At 64.2% G+C, this 19,932-nt stretch carries 20 protein-coding genes and 1 tRNA gene; 18 read left to right on the top strand and 3 right to left on the bottom strand.

What is annotated here, in order from left to right:
- Positions 1-44: 44 nt before the first annotated feature.
- The 3 genes from IVA79_RS04740 to IVA79_RS04730 form a co-directional block, all read right to left on the bottom strand.
- Positions 45-374, bottom strand: a complete 330-nt coding sequence (locus IVA79_RS04740) for an HU family DNA-binding protein (RefSeq protein WP_247550707.1) — start codon at positions 372-374, stop codon at positions 45-47.
- Between the two features lie 194 nt (positions 375-568).
- A tRNA-Asp gene (locus IVA79_RS04735) sits at positions 569-645 on the bottom strand.
- A gap of 160 nt (positions 646-805) precedes the next feature.
- The gene (locus IVA79_RS04730; RefSeq protein ID WP_063194782.1) at positions 806-1,009 is read right to left on the bottom strand and encodes a hypothetical protein; all 204 of its coding nucleotides are present in this window, start codon (positions 1,007-1,009) and stop codon (positions 806-808) included.
- 224 nt (positions 1,010-1,233) lie between these two features.
- Between IVA79_RS04730 and IVA79_RS04725 the strand changes: the two genes are divergently transcribed.
- The 18 genes from IVA79_RS04725 (at position 1,234) to IVA79_RS04640 (ending at position 19,924) form a co-directional block, all read left to right on the top strand.
- Entirely contained in the window at positions 1,234-1,749 is a 516-nt protein-coding gene (locus tag IVA79_RS04725) for a MarR family transcriptional regulator (RefSeq protein WP_247550706.1), read from the top strand.
- 172 nt (positions 1,750-1,921) lie between these two features.
- Entirely contained in the window at positions 1,922-4,165 is a 2,244-nt protein-coding gene (locus tag IVA79_RS04720) for a TonB-dependent siderophore receptor (RefSeq protein WP_247551418.1), read from the top strand.
- 22 nt (positions 4,166-4,187) lie between these two features.
- On the top strand, positions 4,188-5,324 hold the full coding sequence (locus tag IVA79_RS04715; protein WP_247550705.1) for a PepSY-associated TM helix domain-containing protein: 1,137 nt from the start codon (positions 4,188-4,190) through the stop codon (positions 5,322-5,324).
- A gap of 475 nt (positions 5,325-5,799) precedes the next feature.
- Positions 5,800-6,165 (top strand): NADH-quinone oxidoreductase subunit A, encoded by a 366-nt coding sequence (locus IVA79_RS04710; protein ID WP_008136158.1) that lies wholly within the window; start codon positions 5,800-5,802, stop codon positions 6,163-6,165.
- Positions 6,156-6,743, top strand: a complete 588-nt coding sequence (locus IVA79_RS04705; RefSeq protein ID WP_247550704.1) for an NADH-quinone oxidoreductase subunit B — start codon at positions 6,156-6,158, stop codon at positions 6,741-6,743. The genes IVA79_RS04710 and IVA79_RS04705 overlap by 10 nt, the downstream gene beginning before the upstream one ends.
- A gap of 11 nt (positions 6,744-6,754) precedes the next feature.
- Positions 6,755-7,366: an NADH-quinone oxidoreductase subunit C gene (locus IVA79_RS04700; protein ID WP_247550703.1), complete on the top strand. Its 612-nt coding sequence runs from the start codon at positions 6,755-6,757 to the stop codon at positions 7,364-7,366.
- A gap of 2 nt (positions 7,367-7,368) precedes the next feature.
- On the top strand, positions 7,369-8,565 hold the full coding sequence (locus IVA79_RS04695; RefSeq protein WP_247550702.1) for an NADH-quinone oxidoreductase subunit D: 1,197 nt from the start codon (positions 7,369-7,371) through the stop codon (positions 8,563-8,565).
- A complete protein-coding gene (locus IVA79_RS04690; RefSeq protein ID WP_247550701.1) occupies positions 8,565-9,527 on the top strand; it encodes an FkbM family methyltransferase in 963 nt (320 codons plus the stop codon). The genes IVA79_RS04695 and IVA79_RS04690 overlap by 1 nt, the downstream gene beginning before the upstream one ends.
- Positions 9,528-9,539: 12 nt before the next feature.
- Positions 9,540-10,151 carry an NADH-quinone oxidoreductase subunit NuoE gene (gene nuoE / locus IVA79_RS04685; RefSeq protein WP_011087680.1) on the top strand — a complete coding sequence of 204 codons (612 nt, stop codon included), beginning with the start codon at positions 9,540-9,542 and terminating at the stop codon, positions 10,149-10,151.
- A complete protein-coding gene (locus tag IVA79_RS04680; RefSeq protein ID WP_247550700.1) occupies positions 10,151-10,351 on the top strand; it encodes a hypothetical protein in 201 nt (66 codons plus the stop codon). The genes nuoE and IVA79_RS04680 overlap by 1 nt, the downstream gene beginning before the upstream one ends.
- 15 nt (positions 10,352-10,366) lie before the next feature.
- A complete protein-coding gene (gene nuoF, locus IVA79_RS04675; RefSeq protein ID WP_028141460.1) occupies positions 10,367-11,692 on the top strand; it encodes an NADH-quinone oxidoreductase subunit NuoF in 1,326 nt (441 codons plus the stop codon).
- 5 nt (positions 11,693-11,697) lie between these two features.
- Entirely contained in the window at positions 11,698-13,773 is a 2,076-nt protein-coding gene (nuoG, locus tag IVA79_RS04670) for an NADH-quinone oxidoreductase subunit NuoG (RefSeq protein ID WP_247550699.1), read from the top strand.
- Between the two features lie 10 nt (positions 13,774-13,783).
- Positions 13,784-14,851 (top strand): NADH-quinone oxidoreductase subunit NuoH, encoded by a 1,068-nt coding sequence (gene nuoH / locus IVA79_RS04665; RefSeq protein ID WP_247550698.1) that lies wholly within the window; start codon positions 13,784-13,786, stop codon positions 14,849-14,851.
- A 14-nt stretch (positions 14,852-14,865) separates the two neighbouring features.
- On the top strand, positions 14,866-15,354 hold the full coding sequence (gene nuoI / locus IVA79_RS04660; RefSeq protein WP_028149056.1) for an NADH-quinone oxidoreductase subunit NuoI: 489 nt from the start codon (positions 14,866-14,868) through the stop codon (positions 15,352-15,354).
- Positions 15,355-15,363: 9 nt separating this feature from the next.
- Positions 15,364-16,002, top strand: a complete 639-nt coding sequence (locus IVA79_RS04655; RefSeq protein WP_247550697.1) for an NADH-quinone oxidoreductase subunit J — start codon at positions 15,364-15,366, stop codon at positions 16,000-16,002.
- Positions 15,999-16,307 (top strand): NADH-quinone oxidoreductase subunit NuoK, encoded by a 309-nt coding sequence (gene nuoK / locus IVA79_RS04650; RefSeq protein ID WP_008547737.1) that lies wholly within the window; start codon positions 15,999-16,001, stop codon positions 16,305-16,307. Before IVA79_RS04655 ends, nuoK begins: the two co-directional genes overlap by 4 nt.
- Before the next feature lie 8 nt (positions 16,308-16,315).
- Entirely contained in the window at positions 16,316-18,415 is a 2,100-nt protein-coding gene (nuoL, locus tag IVA79_RS04645) for an NADH-quinone oxidoreductase subunit L (RefSeq protein WP_247550696.1), read from the top strand.
- A complete protein-coding gene (locus tag IVA79_RS04640; RefSeq protein WP_247550695.1) occupies positions 18,416-19,924 on the top strand; it encodes an NADH-quinone oxidoreductase subunit M in 1,509 nt (502 codons plus the stop codon).
- Positions 19,925-19,932: the final 8 nt, after the last annotated feature.

Here is a 19,932-nt window from a genome sequence, read left to right as displayed (position 1 = left end):
ATGCGGCCGGAAACGGCGCGGATCAGGTTTGGCGAACGCCGACCTCAGATCGCCTCTTTCAGTTCCTTGACCGGGCGGAAGGTGACCTTCTTGCTGGCCTTGATGTGGATCGGCTCGCCGGTGGCGGGATTGCGGCCAGTGCGGGCGGCGCGCTTGCGGACCTGGAGGATGCCGAGCCCGACAATGCGGACGCGGTCGCCCTTCTTCAGGTGCTTGGCGATCAGATCGACCATGTCGGTGAGGACGGCTTCGGCGTGCTTCTTCGACAGGTCCTGGCTCTCCGCAATATCGGCGGCAAGGTGCTTGAGCGTGATGGTGGCAGGAGTGGCGGCCTTCTTTGCCGAATCCTTCTTAGCCAAATCCTTCTTAGCCATATCGGGCCTCCTCGATGGTCCAATGACGGGGAAGCCCGGAAAAGCCGGAAATGCGTGGGAATCCCTCTAAGTCCTGGAAGACGTAGACGATTCGAACGTGGGCCGCGAGTTCCGGCCGGACGCCGACAGGTCACCAGCGCAGATGCGACAGGGCCTGAGACGTTTGGGCTAAGACTATGAAGGGATTGCCAAAATGGCGCGAGAGACGGGGCTCGAACCCGCGACCTCCGGCGTGACAGGCCGGCGCTCTAACCAACTGAGCTACTCCCGCGTGGTTCGCTTGATGCGCGCGGAACGAGGGGGGACTTAAAGGCGGGGCTGGGTGAAGTCAAGGACGTTGCGCTGGCGCGGTGTATCCCGGCTAAGCATTGCTCTGGAAAACGAAAAAGGCCGCCCGGAGGCGGCCATGGGTCAGCCCGGAAGCGGACGTCTCAGCGAATCTCCGACGTCCCGGCGCTCGTCACCACCACCGGCTTGCCAGCCTTGATCACGTGGGTGGACTGGGCGGTCTGGCTGTAATCGGCATTGGTGCGGGCTGCGATCCCGAAGCCGGCCACCATGATGCCGGCCACCAGCGCCACCACCACGATCTTCAGGTGGGTCGCACGATCAGCAGAGTGAATTGAGTGGTTCATCTGAGCCTCCCGACGGGCTTTGCCGCCGTCTATGGCTCCTATCTTTAAGGACCATCTGTTTCCGGATGGTTTCGCGGGTTCCGCAAAATGGTTTCATCTCGCCGCCCGGCTGGTTTCACGGGCGGGCCGGGCCCGGTCTCTGGAGAGGGCGCCGGGCAGTCGTGACCGCGGAGACCGTTGTGACCCGGCTTGGCAGGCCCACGCTTTCTTGGCAGAGGTGGATCATGAGCCAGACCGAGAGCAGGGCTGGGGCGACGTCGCCCGCAGCGGACGAGAGCGAAACGTTGGCCCCGACCACTGTGATGCTGTCGTCGCGACTGATGGTACTTGCCAGCCTGCTCAAGCGCGGCGCGATCCTGCGCTACAAGCGTCTCACCGGATTGTCCTTGGTCGAGTTCGGTCTCGTCGCCTCACTCGGCCGCCGGCCGCCGATGAGCGTGGCGCGGCTCGCAGAGGCCGTCGGCCAGGACAAGGGACAGATCAGCCGTGCGCTGGCCAATCTGCTCTCGCGTGAGCTGATCGTGAAATCGGCCAATCCCAGAGATAGCCGCGAGGTGCTGATCTCGCTGACCCCTGCGGGTCTCGCCGCGCATGACGCGATCGTCGATAGCGCGCAGGAGCGCAATCGACGCCTGCTGGAACAATTGAGCGAAGCCGAGTTCCGCACGCTGATGGGGCAGGTCGACCAGCTCACGGCGATCGCCGCCGACATGCTCGAGAGCGAGAAGCGTTCGCGCTGATCGCGGAGCAATCCCCGGAACTGCTAGAGTGCTTCTAAGACTCGTTCTAAGAACTTTTCAATTAGGGAAATCGCGCCCCCTCCCATAAGCCTCATCGCAGTGCATGCCGTCAGGGGACGGACGGCATGACGCATGCAATGACGTTTTGGGGTGGCGCGTGAACAGTCTGGGAATGCTGCGGTCGGCCGTGTTGGCGACCGCGTCCGCTTTGGTTTTGGTGCCGCAGGCATCGCTTGCACAATCCTCTGCGCAGAACGGCGCGCAGAACTTGCCTTCGGTCACCGTCACCGCGCCGGAAGCGCGCCGGCGTGCGGCCACGACGCCGCAGCGTCGCGCGCCGCGGGCGGTGCAGACCGCGGCCAGGAGCAAGCCCCAGCCGCAGCGCAATGTCGGCTTCGTCGAGACGCCGCGTGGCCCGGTGAATGGCTACGTCGCCAGTCGCAGCTCGTCCGGCACCAAGACCAACACGCCGATCATCGAGACACCGCAATCGGTGTCCGTCATCAGCGCCGAGCAGATCCGTGACCAGAAGATCGTCAGCAAGTTCGACGAGGTGCTGCGTTACACGCCCGGCGTGATCGCCGGCACCTACGGCGCCGACTTCCGCAACGACTGGTTCCTGATCCGCGGCTTCCCCGCGCAGAACGAGTCACTGTTCCTCGACGGCCTGCAGCTCTTCTACACCTCCTATGCGAGCTGGAAGCTGCAACCATTCAACCTCGAGCGTGTCGAGGTGCTGCGCGGACCGTCCGGCATCCTGTACGGCGGCTCGGCGCCGGGCGGTCTCGTCAACGCGGTGAGCAAGCTGCCGCGCGCCGAGCCGGTGCGCTATGTCGAGGCCGGCATCAACAACCACGGCAACGGCTATACGGCGTTCGACATCGGCGGCGTGGTTCCGCAGTCCGGCAACGGGCAAACGCTATACCGTTTTGTCGGCCAGGTGCAGGGCGGCGGCACTCAGACCGACTATGTCTACGACAACAACTTCTTCTTCGCTCCGTCGGTGACCTGGCGGCCGGACGTCGACACCAAGCTCACCGTCTACGCCACGGCTGCGCACAACAACACCAGGGCGGAGAACTTCCTGCCCTATGTCGGCACCGTCACCAACGCGCCGTTCGGCCGCATTCCCACCAGCCTGTTCGCCGGCGACCCCCGCGCCGACCAGTTTCGCCGCGAGCAGGAGACGCTCGGCTACCAGTTCGAGAAGAACATCACTGACAGCCTCGACTTCCGCCAGAACGCCCGCTACGGGCATGTCGACGTCTTCTACACCGGCCTCTACGGGCTGGGCTACGCGACGACACCGGCGGCCGCCGACATCATGCGCGGCAATTTCTACGCCCGCGGCGTCGCCAACCAGTTGAACCTCGACAACCAGCTCGAGTATCGCTTCGCCACCGGCGCGCTGCAGCACACCGCGCTGTTCGGTGTCGACCTCAAGCATTACGCGCTCGACGACCGGCAGGGTTTTGGGGCGGGCACCAATCTCAACGTGCTCAATCCGGTCTATGGCGTCAACGCACCGTTCAACGCCGCGCTGTATCAGGACGCCTATCTCACTCAGGGCATGGCCGCGGTGTATCTCCAAGATCAGGTCAAGCTCGATCGTCTGACGGTGGTGCTGTCCGGCCGTCAGGACTGGGTTGACCTCGACAACGACAACCGGATCGGCCCCGGTGAAAGCCGCAAGGACAGCAAGTTTTCCGGCCGCGTCGGCGCGATCTACAATCTCGACTTCGGCGTCGCGCCCTATGTCTCATACATGACGGGCTACAATCCGATCATCGGCGTCAATGCGGCCGGACGGCTGCAACTGCCGGAGACATCGGAACAGACCGAGGTCGGCGTGAAGTACGAGCCGGTCGGGCTCAACGCACGGTTCAGCGTCGCCTGGTTCGATCTGAAGCGCAAGAATGCGCTGACCACCGATCCGAACAATCCGCTGTTCCAGACCCAGAACGGCGAGATCACCTCGCGTGGCGTCGAGCTCGAGGCGGTGGCGAACATCACGCCGGACTTCAAGCTGGTGGCGAGCTACACCAAATACGATCTGTTCGTGAGCCAGGACCTCAATCCCGCGCTGATCGGCACCGTTCCGACCAACACGCCCCGGGAGTTCGCCTCGGTCTGGACCGACTATACGTTCAGTGAGGGCCCGCTGCGGGGCTTCGGCCTTGGCGGCGGCGTGCGCTACGTCGGCTCGTCCTTTGCCGACACCGCGAACACCGCGCTCGTTCCGTCCTTCGTGCTGGGCGATCTCGCCGTGCACTACGAATGGGACAACCACTGGCGCGCGGCGCTCAACGTCGCGAACGTGACGGACAAGATCTACGTCGCGAGCTGCGCGGTCATCACCTCATGCTACTACGGCGACCGTCGCCGCATTACCGCGAGCCTCGCCTACAAATGGTGACCGCGGGCCAGGGGAGCTCTGCGTGAAGGCGCGCAACGTCAGGCGTTGGTCTTGGGTCCACACCTGGACCAGCCTGATCTCGACCCTGTTCCTGCTGCTGCTCTGCCTGACCGGCCTGCCGCTGGTGTTCCACCACGAGATCGATGAGCTCCTGGGCTATGCCCCCCAGCCCGAAGCTCATGCGAGCGCGGCGCGCGCGACGACCCAGCAAGTCGCCGACGCCGCGCTCGCCGCCGATCCCGGCCGGGTGCTGCAATATATCTCCTGGGACAAGGACGAGCCCGGGATCGTGACGGCCTTCACCAACAAGGCCGTCGACGGGCTTCCGGACAACACGACCGTCCGCGCCTTCGATGCGGTCTCGGCTAGGCTGCTCGGGCCGGTCGGTGTCGGGCCGATGCTGATCGTGCTCAAGCTGCACACCGACATGTTTGCCGGGCAGGCCGGAAAACTGTTCCTCGGCGCTATGGGGCTGTTGTTCGCCGTCGCCATCATCTCCGGCGTCGTGTTGTACTGGCCGTTCACCCGCCGCCTGCGCTTTGCCACCATCCGCGATCACGCCTCGCGCCGTGTGCGCTGGCTCGACTGGCACAATCTGATCGGGGTGGTGACGGTGGCCTGGACGCTGGTGGTCGGGCTGACCGGCGTGGTCAACACCTGGGCCGAGCTGATGCTGAACCAGTGGAAGGCGACCGAGCTCGCCAGCATGGTCGCGCCCTATGCCGGCAAGCCACCGCCATCGCATCTCGCCTCGCTCGACGATGTCGTCGCCCGCGCCAGAGGGGCGGCTCCCGGCATGGAGATCGCGTTCATTGCGTTTCCTGGTACGCCGTTCACGTCCTCGCATCATTTCGCCGCGTTCATGCGCGGCGACACCGCCCTGACGACGCGGCTCCTGAAGCCCGTGCTGCTGGACGGCGAGACCGCGGAGGTCGCTGACAGCCGGGCGCTACCGGTCTATCTGCAGGCGCTGCTGATCTCGCAGCCGCTGCATTTCGGCGATTATGGCGGCATGCCGCTGAAGCTGATCTGGGCCGCGCTCGACCTGTTGACGATCATTGTGATCGGCAGCGGCCTTTACCTCTGGCTGGCACGGCGGCGGAAGCGGGCGGCTGTCCGCGCCGACACATTCGCCAGGCGAGCCCCGGTCCCGTCGTGATGCATGGCTCGTCGGACCGCTCGTATCTGTGGATACGTGTCTTTGCCGCACCAATCCTGCTCGGAGCCGCGACCATCACCGGTCTCCTGGCTGCGCTGCTCTGGGGAACGGCCGGCCAATATGTCGCCTGGGTGACGGTAGGAGCCCCAGTGCTGGTCATTGCCTCTGCTTGGGTGCGCTGCCGCACCAAGAAAACCGGGCAGTTGTCGCCGATACGACGCGGCAAATAGCCGGCTCGGCCCTCGAGCCGCAATCTCCGGGCTGCCGCCTTGCAAACTGTGGCTGCCCTTGCTGGGCCCAGCGATCTGCTCCATACCAGCGCCGGGTGATTCCGGGATTTTCACCGTTCTGGGGGCGGCAAAGGGCCTAAAAAGAGCGTGTCTTGCGCCCATTGGTGCACTGCGCTAAGGCTCAGAATAATTCCAAATCGGACGAATCCGTGGCTGTCCCGAGGCTGCGGGAAAAAGGGCTCGCCATGAGCGGCATTCTGCAGAACTATCTTCCACTCGTCGTCTTTATAGGGGTAGCGGGCCTCATTGGCCTCGTGCTGCTGATCGCGCCCTTCATCGTGGCGTTCCAGCAACCGGACCCGGAAAAGCTGTCGGCGTATGAGTGCGGTTTCAACGCCTTCGACGACGCGCGCATGAAGTTCGACGTCCGCTTCTATCTGGTCGCCATCCTCTTCATCATCTTCGACCTCGAGGTGGCGTTCCTGTTTCCCTGGGCGGTGGCGTTCGGCAAGCTTGGCGCGACCGGCTTCTGGTCCATGGTGGTGTTCCTCGCCGTGCTGACGGTCGGGTTCGCCTATGAATGGAAGAAGGGAGCACTCGAATGGGATTGAACCCGGCATCGTCCACGGGTCCGGTGATCACGCCGGCCCCCAAGGGCATCCTGGACCCGTCGACCGGCAAGCCGGTCGGGGCCAATGATCCGTTCTTCCTCGAGGTCAATTCCGAGCTGTCCGACAAGGGCTTCTTCGTGGCCGCGACCGACGACCTCATCACCTGGGCGCGCACCGGCTCCCTGATGTGGATGACCTTCGGTCTCGCCTGCTGCGCGGTCGAGATGATGCAGGTGTCGATGCCGCGCTACGACGTCGAGCGCTTCGGCTTCGCGCCGCGTGCCTCGCCGCGCCAGTCCGACGTGATGATCGTCGCGGGAACGCTGACCAACAAGATGGCGCCCGCGCTGCGCAAGGTCTACGACCAGATGCCCGAGCCGCGCTACGTCATCTCGATGGGCTCCTGCGCCAATGGCGGCGGCTACTATCACTATTCCTACTCCGTCGTGCGCGGCTGCGACCGCATCGTGCCGATCGATATCTACGTGCCGGGCTGCCCGCCCACGGCGGAGGCGCTGCTCTACGGCGTGCTGCTGCTGCAGAAGAAGATCCGGCGCACCGGCACCATCGAACGCTAAGGTTTTACATCATGGACGACGCCAAGCTCGACGCCCTTGGGCAGACGATCGTTAGCGCGCTTCCGGGCGCCGCGACCGGTCATTCGGTGGCCTTCAGCCAACTTACGGTTGATGTCGAGGCCAGCAAGATCGTCGAGGTGGTCAAGTACCTCCGGGACGATCCGAATTGCCGCTTCGTCAACTTCACCGACATCACGGCCGCGGACTATCCGTCGCGCGAAAAGCGCTTCGACGTGATCTATCACTTCCTGTCACCGACCCTGAACGCGCGGATCCGGCTCAAGGCCCAGGCCGACGAGACCACGCAGGTGCCGTCGCTGATCGACATCTTCCCGGGCGCCGACTGGTTCGAGCGCGAGGCCTACGACCTCTACGGCGTGTTCTTCGTCGGCCATCCCGACATGCGCCGCATCCTCACCGACTACGGCTTCGAGGGCCATCCGCTGCGCAAGGATTTCCCGCTGACCGGTTTCGTCGAGGTCCGCTACGACGACCAGGAGAAGCGGGTGGTGTACGAGCCGGTGCGTCTGAACCAGGAATTCCGCAAGTTCGATTTCCTCTCGCCATGGGAAGGGGCGGACTATCCGCTGCCCGGTGACGAGAAGGCGGGGCCGAAGGTCTGATCATGAACGAGCAACCCGAACAGCTTCGCAATTTCACCATCAACTTCGGGCCGCAGCATCCGGCGGCGCACGGCGTTCTGCGTCTCGTGCTCGAATTGGACGGCGAAGTCGTCGCCCGCGTCGACCCGCATATCGGCCTGCTGCACCGCGGCACCGAAAAGCTGATCGAGCAGAAGACCTATCTGCAGGCGATCCCTTACTTCGACCGGCTCGACTACGTCGCGCCGATGAATCAGGAGCATGCCTTCTGCCTGGCTGCCGAAAGGCTGCTCGGCATCGAGGTGCCGCGCCGCGGCCAGCTGATCCGCGTGCTCTATTGCGAGATCGGCCGCATCCTCTCTCATCTTCTTAACGTCACCACGCAGGCGATGGACGTCGGCGCGCTGACCCCGCCGCTGTGGGGCTTCGAAGAGCGCGAGAAGCTGATGGTGTTCTACGAGCGAGCCTCGGGCAGCCGTATGCACGCAGCTTACTTCCGCGTCGGCGGCGTGCATCAGGATTTGCCGCAGAAGCTGGTCGACGACATCGAGGCCTGGTGCGATCCGTTCCTGAAAGTCGTGGACGACCTCGACCGTCTGCTCACCGCCAACCGCATCTTCAAGCAGCGCAACGTCGACATCGGCGTGGTGCCGCTGAAGGAAGCCTGGGAGTGGGGCTTCTCGGGGGTGATGGTGCGCGGTTCGGGCGCGGCCTGGGATCTGCGCAAGTCGCAGCCTTATGAATGCTATGCCGAGATGGATTTCGACATTCCGATCGGCAAGAACGGCGACTGCTACGACCGCTACCTGATCCGCATGGAAGAGATGCGCCAGTCCGTGCGCATCATGAAGCAGTGCATCCAGAAGCTGAACGCGCCCGACGGGAAGGGCCCCGTCGTCGTCGCCGACAACAAGGTCGCGCCGCCGCGCCGGGGCGAGATGAAGCGCTCGATGGAAGCGCTGATCCACCACTTCAAGCTCTACACCGAAGGCGTTCATGTGCCGCCCGGCGAAATCTACGCCGCGGTCGAGGCGCCCAAGGGCGAGTTCGGCGTCTATCTGATCTCCGACGGCACCAACAAGCCCTACAAGTGCAAGATCCGCGCGCCGGGCTTTGCGCATCTGCAGGCGATGGATCACATCTGCCGCGGCCATCTGCTTGCCGACGTCTCGGCGATCCTCGGCTCGCTCGACATCGTGTTCGGAGAGGTCGATCGGTGATGGCGCAGGCGCCAATCCAGTTTGACCGTGCCTCGGGGGCCCTTGAAGGGGCCAACCTGTGGGAGCGGACGGCTGCCTTGGCGCTGGTGACGGGATCGAAGATCTCCTCGCACTTCTCGCATATGGGCTACATCGCCTGCGCGAATTTGCTGCGGAAGACGCTGCCCGAGCGCAACATCGCGATCAGGCTCAATCCCGACGCCGTGTTCGAATTCCCCTACGGTGACGGCTATTGGAGCAAGCTGCTCAACCGCTCCTACAATTACGAGGACGAGCTCGAGCTGCTGTTCGCCGACTCCATCGACGTCGACTACACGCTGCTCGATTGCGGCGCCAATTACGGCTACTGGTCGGTGCTGGTCTCGAGCAAGCCGTTCGGTTCGCACAAGGCGATCGCGATCGAGCCGTCGGGGCAGAACTACCCGAAGCTCGCCAACAACGCCCGCGTCAACAATAACCGCTTCGAGACGATGAAGTGTGCGATCGGCGCATCGCGTGGCACCGCGCGGCTGTCGGGCACCAAGCATGAAGCCTTCAGCATCGCCGGTGATCCCTCCGCCGACGGCGAGGACGTACCGGTCATCGCGCTCGACAATCTGATCGAGGACGGCAAGGTCGCCGCCACCGGCAAGTACCTGATCAAGCTCGACGTCGAGGGCGTCGAGATCGAGGCGATCAAGGGCGGCGCCCGGCTGCTCCAGGCCGACAGCGTCATCATGTGCGAGGAGCACGGCAGCGATCGCTCCCATGCCGTGTCGCGCTACATCCTCGAGCAGACCCCGCTGAAGCTGATCGTGTTCGATCCGCGCAGCAACCGGATGGAGACCGTGACCGAGCTGTCGATCCTCGACCGCATCAAGGTCTCGACCCACGTCGGCTACAACGTTTTCGGCACCGCAAGCGCATTCTGGCAGGACAGGATCGAAGCCCTGAATGCCAAAACTGCGCGCCGCATGCAGTGAGAGATTGAAGAGATGTCCGTTCGCCGATTAGCACCGAAGGAAGTCCAGCCCGCGAGCTTCGCGTTCACGGAGGAGAATCTCGCGTTCGCCAAGCAGCAGATCGCGAAATATCCGGCCGGCCGCCAGGCCTCCGCGGTCATCGCCATTCTCTGGCGCGCGCAGGAGCAGCACGACGGCTGGGTCTCGGAAGCCGCGATCCGCGTCATCGCCGACATGCTCGACATGCCCTATATCCGCGTGCTGGAGGTTGCGACCTTCTACACGATGTTCCAGCTCGCGCCCGTCGGCAAGAAGGCCCACGTCCAGGTCTGCGGCACCACGCCATGCCGGCTGCGCGGTGCCGAGGATCTGATCCACGTCTGCGAGCACCGCATCCATCACGAGCCGTTCCATCTGTCCAAGGACGGCAATTTCAGCTGGGAAGAGGTCGAGTGCCTCGGTGCCTGCGTGAACGCGCCGATGGTGCTGATCGGTAAGGACACCTATGAGGACCTGACCAAGGAAAGCTTCGGCAAGGTGCTGGACGGCTTCGCCTCCGGCAATCCGCCCAAGCCCGGTCCGCAGAACGGACGCCAGTTCTCGGCGCCGATCACCGGACCGACCACGCTGAAGGAGATCACCTGATGCGTGATCTCATCGCAATCGGAGGGACCGAGGCCGTGAAGAAATGGGGCTTCGTCGCCATGCACGCCGCGGTCGCGGCTGCCTTCATGTTCCTGCTGCAGCGCTTCTTCATGAGCGCGTCGCAGGAGACCAGTCTGCTCTGGGCGCTGATCTTCGCCGTCTGCGCCGCCGGACTTGCCTACAAGCAGTCCAATCGTTGATCGGAAAGCACTGATATGCTCGAGGACAAGGACCGCATCTTCAAGAACCTGTACGGCCTCCACGATTGGGGGCTCGAGGGTGCGCGGCGCCGCGGCGCCTGGGATGGCACGAAGAACATCATCGACAAGGGCCGCGACTGGATCATCAACGAGATGAAGGCCTCAGGGCTGCGCGGCCGCGGCGGCGCCGGCTTCCCGACCGGTCTCAAATGGTCCTTCATGCCGAAGGAATCGACCGACGGCCGCCCGAGCTATCTCGTCGTCAACGCCGACGAGTCCGAGCCCGGCACCTGCAAGGATCGCGAGATCATGCGGCACGATCCGCATCTGTTGATCGAGGGCTGCCTGATCGCGAGCTGCGCGATGAACGCGCATGCCTGCTACATCTATGTCCGCGGCGAGTTCATCCGCGAGCGCGAGCACCTGCAGGCCGCGATCGACCAGGCCTATGAGGCCAAGCTGGTCGGCAAGGACAACGTCAACGGCTGGCCGTTCGACATCTACGTCGCGCACGGCGCCGGCGCTTACATCTGCGGCGAGGAAACCGCGCTGCTCGAAAGCCTCGAAGGCAAGAAAGGCCAGCCGCGGCTGAAGCCGCCGTTCCCGGCTAATGTCGGCCTGTTCGGCTGCCCGACCACCGTCAACAACGTCGAGTCCATCGCCGTTGCGCCGGATATCCTGCGCCGTGGCGCGGCCTGGTTCGCCGGCATCGGCCGTCCGAACAATGTCGGCACCAAGTTGTTCTGCATCTCCGGCCATGTCGAGCGGCCCTGCAACGTCGAAGAGGCCATGGGCATTCCGTTCCGTGAGCTGATCGACAAGCATTGCGGCGGCATCCGCGGCGGATGGGACAACCTCAAGGCCGTGATCCCCGGCGGCTCGTCGGTGCGCATGGTGCCGGCCGAGCAGATCATAGACACGCCGATGGATTTCGACAGCCTGAGCAAGCTGCGCTCGGGCCTCGGCACCGCGGCCGTGATCGTGATGGACAAGTCCACAGACCTGATCCGCGCCATCGCCCGCATCTCCTATTTCTACAAGCATGAGAGCTGCGGCCAGTGCACGCCGTGCCGCGAGGGCACGGGCTGGATGTGGCGCGTCTTGACCCGCATGGCCGAAGGCCGCGCCCACAAGCGCGAGATCGACATGCTGCTCGAGGTGACGAAGCAGGTCGAAGGCCACACCATCTGCGCGCTCGGCGACGCAGCGGCATGGCCGATCCAGGGCCTGATCGCGCATTTCCGTCACGAGATCGAAGCGCGCATCGACCAGTATTCGCACAGGGCTGACATTGACGATATCGGCGTCCGCGATCCCGTGAACATGGTCGCGGCGGAGTAAGAAGAATGACCAAGCTCATCATCGACGGCAAAGAGATCGATGTCCCCGCCGAGTTCACGCTGCTCCAGGCGTGCGAAGCGGCTGGCGCCGAGATTCCGCGCTTCTGCTATCACGAGCGGCTGTCGATCGCCGGCAATTGCCGGATGTGCCTCGTCGAGGTGAAGGGCGGCCCGAAGCCGGTCGCGAGCTGCGCCTGGGGCGTGCGCGACTGCCGTCCGGGCCCCAAGGGCGAGCCGCCGGAAATCTCGACGCGTTCGCCGATGGTGAAGAAGGCGCGCGAAGGCGTGATGGAATTCCTTCTGATCAACCATCCCCTGGACTGCCCGATCTGCGACCAGGGCGGCGAGTGCGACCTGCAGGACCAGGCGATGGGCTATGGTGTCGACACCAGCCGCTTCGCCGAGAACAAGCGCGCGGTCGAGGACAAATATCTCGGCGCGCTGGTCAAGACCTCGATGAACCGCTGCATCCAGTGCACGCGCTGCGTCCGCTTCTCGGCGGAAGTCGCCGGCGCCCCTGAAATGGGCGCGACCGGTCGCGGCGAGGACATGGAGATCACGACCTATCTCGAGCACGCACTGACCTCGGAATTGCAGGGCAATCTCGTCGATATCTGCCCGGTCGGCGCGTTGACCTCGAAGCCTTATGCGTTCGCGGCGCGCCCGTGGGAGCTCGGCAAGACCCAGTCGATCGACGTGATGGACGGCATCGGGTCTGCGATCCGCGTCGACACCCGTGGCCGCGAGGTGATGCGCGTGTTGCCGCGCATCAACGAGGCCGTGAACGAGGAGTGGATCTCCGACAAGACCCGCCACGTCGTTGACGGCCTGCGCACCCAGCGTCTCGATCGGCCCTATATCCGCGAGGCCGGCAAGCTGCGTGCGGCAAGCTGGCCCGAGGCCTTTGCCGCGATCGCGGCCAAGGCGGCTCGCACCGACGGCAAGCGCATCGGCGCGATCGCCGGCGACCTCGCCGGTGTCGAGGAGATGTTCGCGCTGAAGGATCTTCTCGCGAAATACGGCTCGGGAAATCTGGCGGTACAGGGCGGCGATGCCTTCGACCCCGCGCTCGGCCGCGGCTCCTACATCTTCAACCCGACGCTGGCAGGCGTGGAGCAGGCCGACGCGCTGCTCATCATCGGCGCCAATCCGCGCAAAGAGGCGGCGGTGTTCAACGCCCGCATCCGCAAGCGCTGGCGCGCCGGCGGCTTCAAGGTCGGCGTGATCGGGGCCAAGGTCGATCTGACCTACGATTACGATCACCTCGGCGCGGGCACCGAGACGCTCGCTGAGCTCGCGGCCGGCAAGCACTCCTTCATGGACGTGCTGAAGAACGCCAAGACTCCGATCATCATGGTCGGTGGGGGCGCGGCCTCGCGTCACGACGGGGCTGCCATTCTTGCGGCTAGCGCCAAGCTCGCGCTCGATGTCGGCGCGGTCAAGGATGGCTGGAACGGCTTTGGCGTGCTGCACGAGACCGCCTCGCGCGTCGGTGCGCTCGATATCGGCTTCTCCGCAACTGGCGGCGGCTTGAACGCCGTGCAGATGACGACGTTCGGCACGCTGGACTTGTTGTTCCTGCTCGGCGCCGACGAGATCAACGCGCCCGACGGCACCTTTGTCGTTTACATCGGTACCCATGGCGACCGCGGCGCCCACCGCGCCGACGTGATCCTGCCGGCGGCCGCCTATACCGAGAAGTCCGCGATCTACGTCAACACCGAAGGCCGCGTGCAGATGACGGGCCGCGCCGCGTTCCCGCCGGGTGAAGCCCGCGAGGACTGGGCGATCGTCCGCGCTCTGTCGGAGGCGCTCGGCAAGAAGCTCGGCTATGACTCGCTCGCGCAGTTGCGCCAGGCGATCTTCAAGGCTGTGCCGCATCTGATCCGTCTCGACCAGATCGAGGCCGGTTCGGCCGACCAGATCAAGAAGCTGGCGGGGAAGGGCGGCTCGCCCGAGAAGGCCCCGTTCAAGCCGCTGGTCGAGGACTTCTATTTGACCAACCCAATCGCGCGTGCGTCGGCCGTGATGGCGGAATGCTCGCGCCTCGCCTCCGGGCATATGCTGACCGCAGCGGAGTGAGCGTGATCTGATGGAATTCTTCGAAAGCGCATTCTGGACCGGATTCCTCTGGCCGCTGATCATCATGGTCGCGCAGAGCATCCTCGTGCTCGTCGTCCTGCTGGTCGCGATCGCCTACATCCTGCTCGCCGACCGCAAGATCTGGGCGGCGGTGCAGATCCGCCGCGGCCCGAACGTGGTCGGCCCCTGGGGCCTGCTGCAATCCTTCGCCGACCTGCTCAAGTTCGTGCTGAAGGAGCCGATCATTCCCTCCGGCGCCAACAAGGGCGTGTTCCTGCTGGCCCCGCTAGTGTCGTGCGTGCTCGCGCTCGCGGCCTGGGCGGTGATCCCGACCAATCTCGGCTGGGTGATCTCCGACATCAATGTCGGCATCCTCTTCATCTTCGCGATCTCGTCGCTGTCGATCTACGGCATCATCATGGCCGGCTGGTCGTCGAACTCGAAGTATCCGTTCCTGGCCGCGCTACGCTCGGCGGCACAGATGGTGTCCTACGAGGTCTCGATCGGTTTCGTCATCATCACGGTGCTGCTCTGCGCCGGCACGCTGAACCTGTCGGCCGTGGTCGAGGCCCAGCACGCCCGCGGTCTTGCCAGCCTGATCGGGCTGCCGCAGCTCACCATCCTGAACTGGTACGTCTGGCCGCTGTTCCCGATGTTTGTGGTGTTCTACGTTTCGGCGCTGGCGGAAACCAACCGTCCGCCCTTCGACCTCGTCGAAGCGGAATCCGAGCTCGTCGCCGGCTTCATGGTCGAATACGGCTCGACGCCGTATTTGCTGTTCATGCTCGGCGAGTATGTCGCGATCGTCACGATGTGCGCGATGGCCACGATCCTGTTCCTCGGGGGCTGGCTGCCGCCGGTCGACCTGCCGCCCTTCAACTGGGTGCCGGGGATCATCTGGTTCTCGCTCAAAGTCTTCTTCATGTTCTTCCTGTTCGCGATGGCAAAGGCGATCGTGCCGCGCTACCGCTACGATCAATTGATGCGCCTCGGCTGGAAGGTGTTCCTGCCGCTGTCGCTGGCGATGGTGATCGTGGTGGCCGGCGTGCTGCACTTCGCCGGCATCGCGCCGAAGTGAGGGCCGTCATGGGTATCAACGTCAACGCCACTGCACGCTCGCTTCTGCTGTCGGAATTCGTCTCGGCGTTCTTCCTCGCCATGCGCTATTTCTTCCAGCCGAAGCCGACGCTGAACTATCCGTTCGAGAAGGGGCCGATTTCGCCGCGCTTCCGCGGCGAGCACGCACTGCGCCGCTATCCGAACGGCGAAGAACGCTGCATCGCCTGCAAGCTATGCGAGGCGATCTGTCCGGCGCAGGCCATCACCATCGAGGCCGGCCCGCGCCGCAACGACGGCACCCGCCGCACCGTGCGCTACGACATCGACATGGTGAAGTGCATCTATTGCGGCCTCTGCCAGGAGGCCTGTCCGGTCGACGCCATCGTCGAAGGTCCGAACTTCGAGTTCGCGACCGAGACCCGCGAGGAACTGTTCTATGACAAGGCCAAGCTGCTCGCCAACGGCGACCGCTGGGAACGCGAGATCGCGAAAGCGATCGAGCTCGACGCGCCGTACCGGTGAGGTGAGGGCATGATCCTTCCCGCGCTGTTCTTCTATCTCTTCGCCGGCGTCTGCGTCGCCTCGGCCGTGATGGTGATTGTCTCGCGCAATCCCGTGCACTCCGTGCTGTACCTGATCCTGGCCTTCGTCAACGCCTCCGGCCTGTTCGTGCTGATGGGCGCCGAATTCCTGGCGATGATCCTGATCGTCGTCTATGTCGGCGCCGTCGCGGTGCTGTTCCTGTTCGTGATCATGATGCTCGACGTCGACTTCACCGAGCTGCGCGAGGGCTTCATCGAGTACCTGCCGGTCGGCCTGGTGATCGGCGGCATTTTCCTGTTCGAGCTGCTGCTCACGGTCGGCTTCTGGGTCATCAACCCCGGCGTCTCAAAGACGATCACGGCGGCGATCCCGGCCAATGTCAGCAACACCGAGGCGCTCGGGCTGGTGCTCTATACGAAGTACATCCACTACTTCCAGCTCGCGGGCATGGTGCTCCTGGTCGCCATGATCGGCGCTATCGTGCTGACGCTGCGCCACAAGGCGAGCGTGAAGCGGCAGGACATCAATGTTCAGAACGCACGCACGCCCGAGATGGCGATGGCGATGCGCAAGGTGGCGCCGGGGCAGGGGCTCTCGGATGCCGATGCGGCGGAGTGGGTGAAATGACGATCGGGCTCGGACATTATCTGGCGGTCGGCGCGATCCTGTTCACGCTCGGCATTCTCGGCATCTTCCTGAACCGCAAGAACATCATCGTCATCCTGATGTCGATCGAGCTGATCCTGCTCTCGGTCAACATCAACCTCGTCGCGTTCTCGACCTTCCTCGGCGACATCGTCGGCCAGGTCTTCGCGCTTTTGGTGCTGACCGTTGCAGCCGCTGAAGCTGCGATCGGTCTCGCCATCCTGGTGGTCTATTTCCGCAACCGCGGCTCGATCGCGGTTGAGGACGTCAATCTGATGAAGGGCTGAGCTCAGTCATGGTTCAGGCAATTGTCTTTCTGCCTCTGCTGGGCGCCATTCTGGCCGGCCTGATCGCGCTGTTCGGCGCGCATGCCCGCAACCCCTCAGGCGACGAGCTCGAGCATCACGGTGACCACGGTCATGGTGCGCATGCCCATGCGTCCGATACGATCAACGAGGATGCCTCCGTCATCCACGAGAGCCATCACGAGCCCGGTGACGGGCACGACGGCCATGGCCCGACCGAGCCGGCGGCTGCCGGCTCGCGCGGTGCCGAGCTGATCACGACGGCGCTGCTGTTCGTCTCGGCGGCGCTGTCCTGGATGACGCTGGTCGATGTCGGCTTCATGCACCACGATGCCCGCATCCAGCTGCTGCCCTGGATCTTCTCCGGCGACCTCCAGGTCTGGTGGACGCTGCGCGTCGACACGCTCACCGCCGTGATGCTGGTGGTGGTGACGACCGTGTCCTCGCTCGTCCACCTCTATTCCATCGGCTATATGGACCAGGATCCGTATCGGCCGCGCTTCTTCGGCTATCTTAGCCTGTTCACCTTCGCCATGCTGATGCTGGTGACCGCCGACAACCTGGTGCAGCTGTTCTTCGGCTGGGAAGGCGTGGGTCTCGCCAGCTATCTCCTGATCGGCTTCTGGTACCAGAAGCCGTCGGCGAACGCCGCAGCGATCAAGGCCTTCGTGGTCAACCGCGTCGGCGACTTCGGTTTTGCGCTCGGCATCTTCGCGATCTTCATGCTGGCCGGCTCGACCGATTTCGAGACGATCTTCCATGCGGCCCCTGGCCTTACCGGCAAGACCATCGACTTCCTCGGCTGGCATGCCGACGCGCTGACACTGACCTGTCTCCTCCTGTTCATGGGCGCGATGGGCAAGTCCGCGCAGTTCCTGCTGCACACCTGGTTGCCGGACGCGATGGAAGGCCCGACGCCGGTCTCGGCGCTGATCCACGCCGCGACCATGGTCACCGCCGGCGTGTTCATGGTGGCGCGCCTGTCGCCGCTGTTCGAGCTCGCCCCGAATGCGCAGGCCGTCGTGATGTTCTTCGGCGCCACCACGGCGTTCTTCGCGGCGACCATCGGCCTCGTCCAGAACGACATCAAGCGCATCGTCGCCTATTCGACCTGTTCGCAGCTCGGCTACATGTTCGTCGCGATGGGGGCAGGGGCCTATTCGGTCGGCATGTTCCATCTGTTCACGCACGCCTTCTTCAAGGCGCTGCTGTTCCTAGGCTCCGGCTCGGTGATCTATGCGATGCACCACGAGCAGGACATCCGCAACATGGGCGGCCTCTGGAAGAAGATCCCCTACACCTATGCGGTGATGGTGGTCGGCACCTTGGCGCTGACCGGTTTCCCGCTCACCGCCGGCTATTTCTCCAAGGACGCGATCATCGAGTCCGCCTACGCCTCGCACAATCCGTTCGGGGTGTACGGTTTCCTGATGACGGTCGTCGCCGCCGGCCTGACCTCGTTCTACTCCTGGCGCCTGATTTTCAAGACCTTCCACGGCGAGCCGCATGACGAGCATCATTACGAGGCCGCGCATGAAGCTCCGCTCTGGATCCTGGTCCCGATCGGCGTGCTGGCGGTTGGTTCGATCTTGGCCGGTTTCCCGTTCAAGGAGCTGTTCGCCGGTCACGGCGTCGAGGAGTTCTTCCGCGAGTCCGTGAAGATGAACCCCCACATCATCGAGGAGATGCACCACATCCCCGCGACCATCGCTTTCCTGCCGACGGTGATGATGGTGATGGGCTTCCTGATCTCGTACCTGTTCTATATCCAGCGGCCTTACATCCCGGTCCAGCTCGCCAAAGAGCAGCCGGGGCTGTACCAGTTCCTGCTCAACAAATGGTACTTCGACGAGCTCTACGACATCATCTTCGTCCGTCCGGCGAAGTGGATCGGCTACCAGCTCTGGAAGAAGGGCGACGGCTTCATCATCGACGGCCTAGGCCCCGACGGCGTCTCCGCCCGCGTGCTGGACGTCACCCGCAACGTCGTGAAGATCCAGACCGGCTATCTCTATCACTATGCGTTCGCCATGCTGATCGGCGCCGCCGGCCTGATCACCTGGTTCATGTTCGGCTTTGGAGGCCAGTAAATGACGACCTGGCCCATCCTTTCGGTCACGACGTTCCTGCCGCTGGTCGGCGCGCTGATCGTCTATCTCAGCCGCGGCGATGACGAGGCGGCCAAGCGCAATTCGCGCTGGATCGCGCTCTGGACCACGCTGATCACCTTCGCGGTGTCGGTGATCCTGGTCATGCGCTTCGACCCCGCCAATCCCGACTTCCAGTTCGTCGAGAAGGCGAACTGGCTCGCCACCGGCATCACCTACCACATGGGTGTCGACGGCATCTCGCTGCCGCTGGTGATCCTCACCACCGCCGTGATGCCGTTCTGCATCATCGCGAGCTGGAAGGCGATCACCAACCGCGTCCGCGAATACATGATGGCGTTCCTGATCCTGGAAACGCTGATGGTCGGCACCTTCTCGGCGCTGGATCTCGTGCTGTTCTATCTGTTCTTCGAGGGCGGCCTGATCCCGATGTTCCTGATCATCGGCGTCTGGGGTGGTCCGCGCCGGGTCTACGCCTCGTTCAAGTTCTTCCTCTACACGCTGCTTGGCTCGGTCCTGATGCTGCTCGCCATCATGGCGCTGTACTGGAACGGCGGCACCACCGACATCCCGACCCTGATGCACACCGCCGTGCCGCGCTCCTTGCAGACCTGGGCCTGGCTGGCCTTCTTCGCCTCATTCGCGGTGAAGATGCCGATGTGGCCGGTGCACACCTGGCTTCCCGACGCGCACGTCGAGGCGCCGACCGCGGGCTCGGTGGTCCTGGCCGCGATCCTCCTGAAGATGGGCGGCTACGGCTTCCTGCGCTTCTCGCTGCCGATGTTCCCGCTGGCCTCGCACGACTTCGCGCCGCTGATCTTCACGCTCTCGGCCATCGCCATCATCTACACCTCGCTGGTGGCCTTGATGCAGGAGGACATGAAGAAGCTGATCGCGTACTCCTCGGTCGCGCATATGGGCTTCGTCACCATGGGCATCTTCGCCGGCACCATGCAGGGCGTCGCCGGCGGCATGTTCCAGATGATCTCGCACGGCATCGTCTCCGGCGCGCTGTTCCTCTGCGTCGGCGTCGTCTACGACCGGCTGCACACCCGCGAGATCGCGGCCTATGGCGGCCTCGTCAACCGGATGCCGCTCTACGCGATGACCTTCATGGTCTTCACCATGGCCAATGTCGGTCTGCCCGGCACGAGTGGATTCGTCGGCGAGTTCATGACGCTGCTCGGCACCTTCAAGGTCTCGATCCCGACGGCGTTCTTCGCCACCTTCGGCGTGATCCTGTCGGCGGGCTACGCGCTGTGGCTCTACCGCAAGGTCGTGTTCGGGGCGCTGGTCAAGCCGTCACTGGCGAGCATGAAGGATCTCACCTTCCGGGAGTGCCTGACGCTGTTCCCGATGATCGCGCTGACGATCCTGTTCGGCGTCTATCCGAAGCCGGTGCTCGACATGTCGGCCGCCTCGGTCCAGCAACTCGTCAACAATTACAACACCGCTGTGACGGCCGTGAAGGCCGCCGCACTGCTCCAGTGATCGGGCAG

The organism is Bradyrhizobium sp. 138 (genome assembly GCF_023074075.1).
In the GTDB taxonomy this organism is placed as follows: domain Bacteria; phylum Pseudomonadota; class Alphaproteobacteria; order Rhizobiales; family Xanthobacteraceae; genus Bradyrhizobium.
The sequence above is the reverse complement of the archived record's forward strand: the minus strand, read 5'-3'. Positions and strand labels throughout refer to the sequence as shown.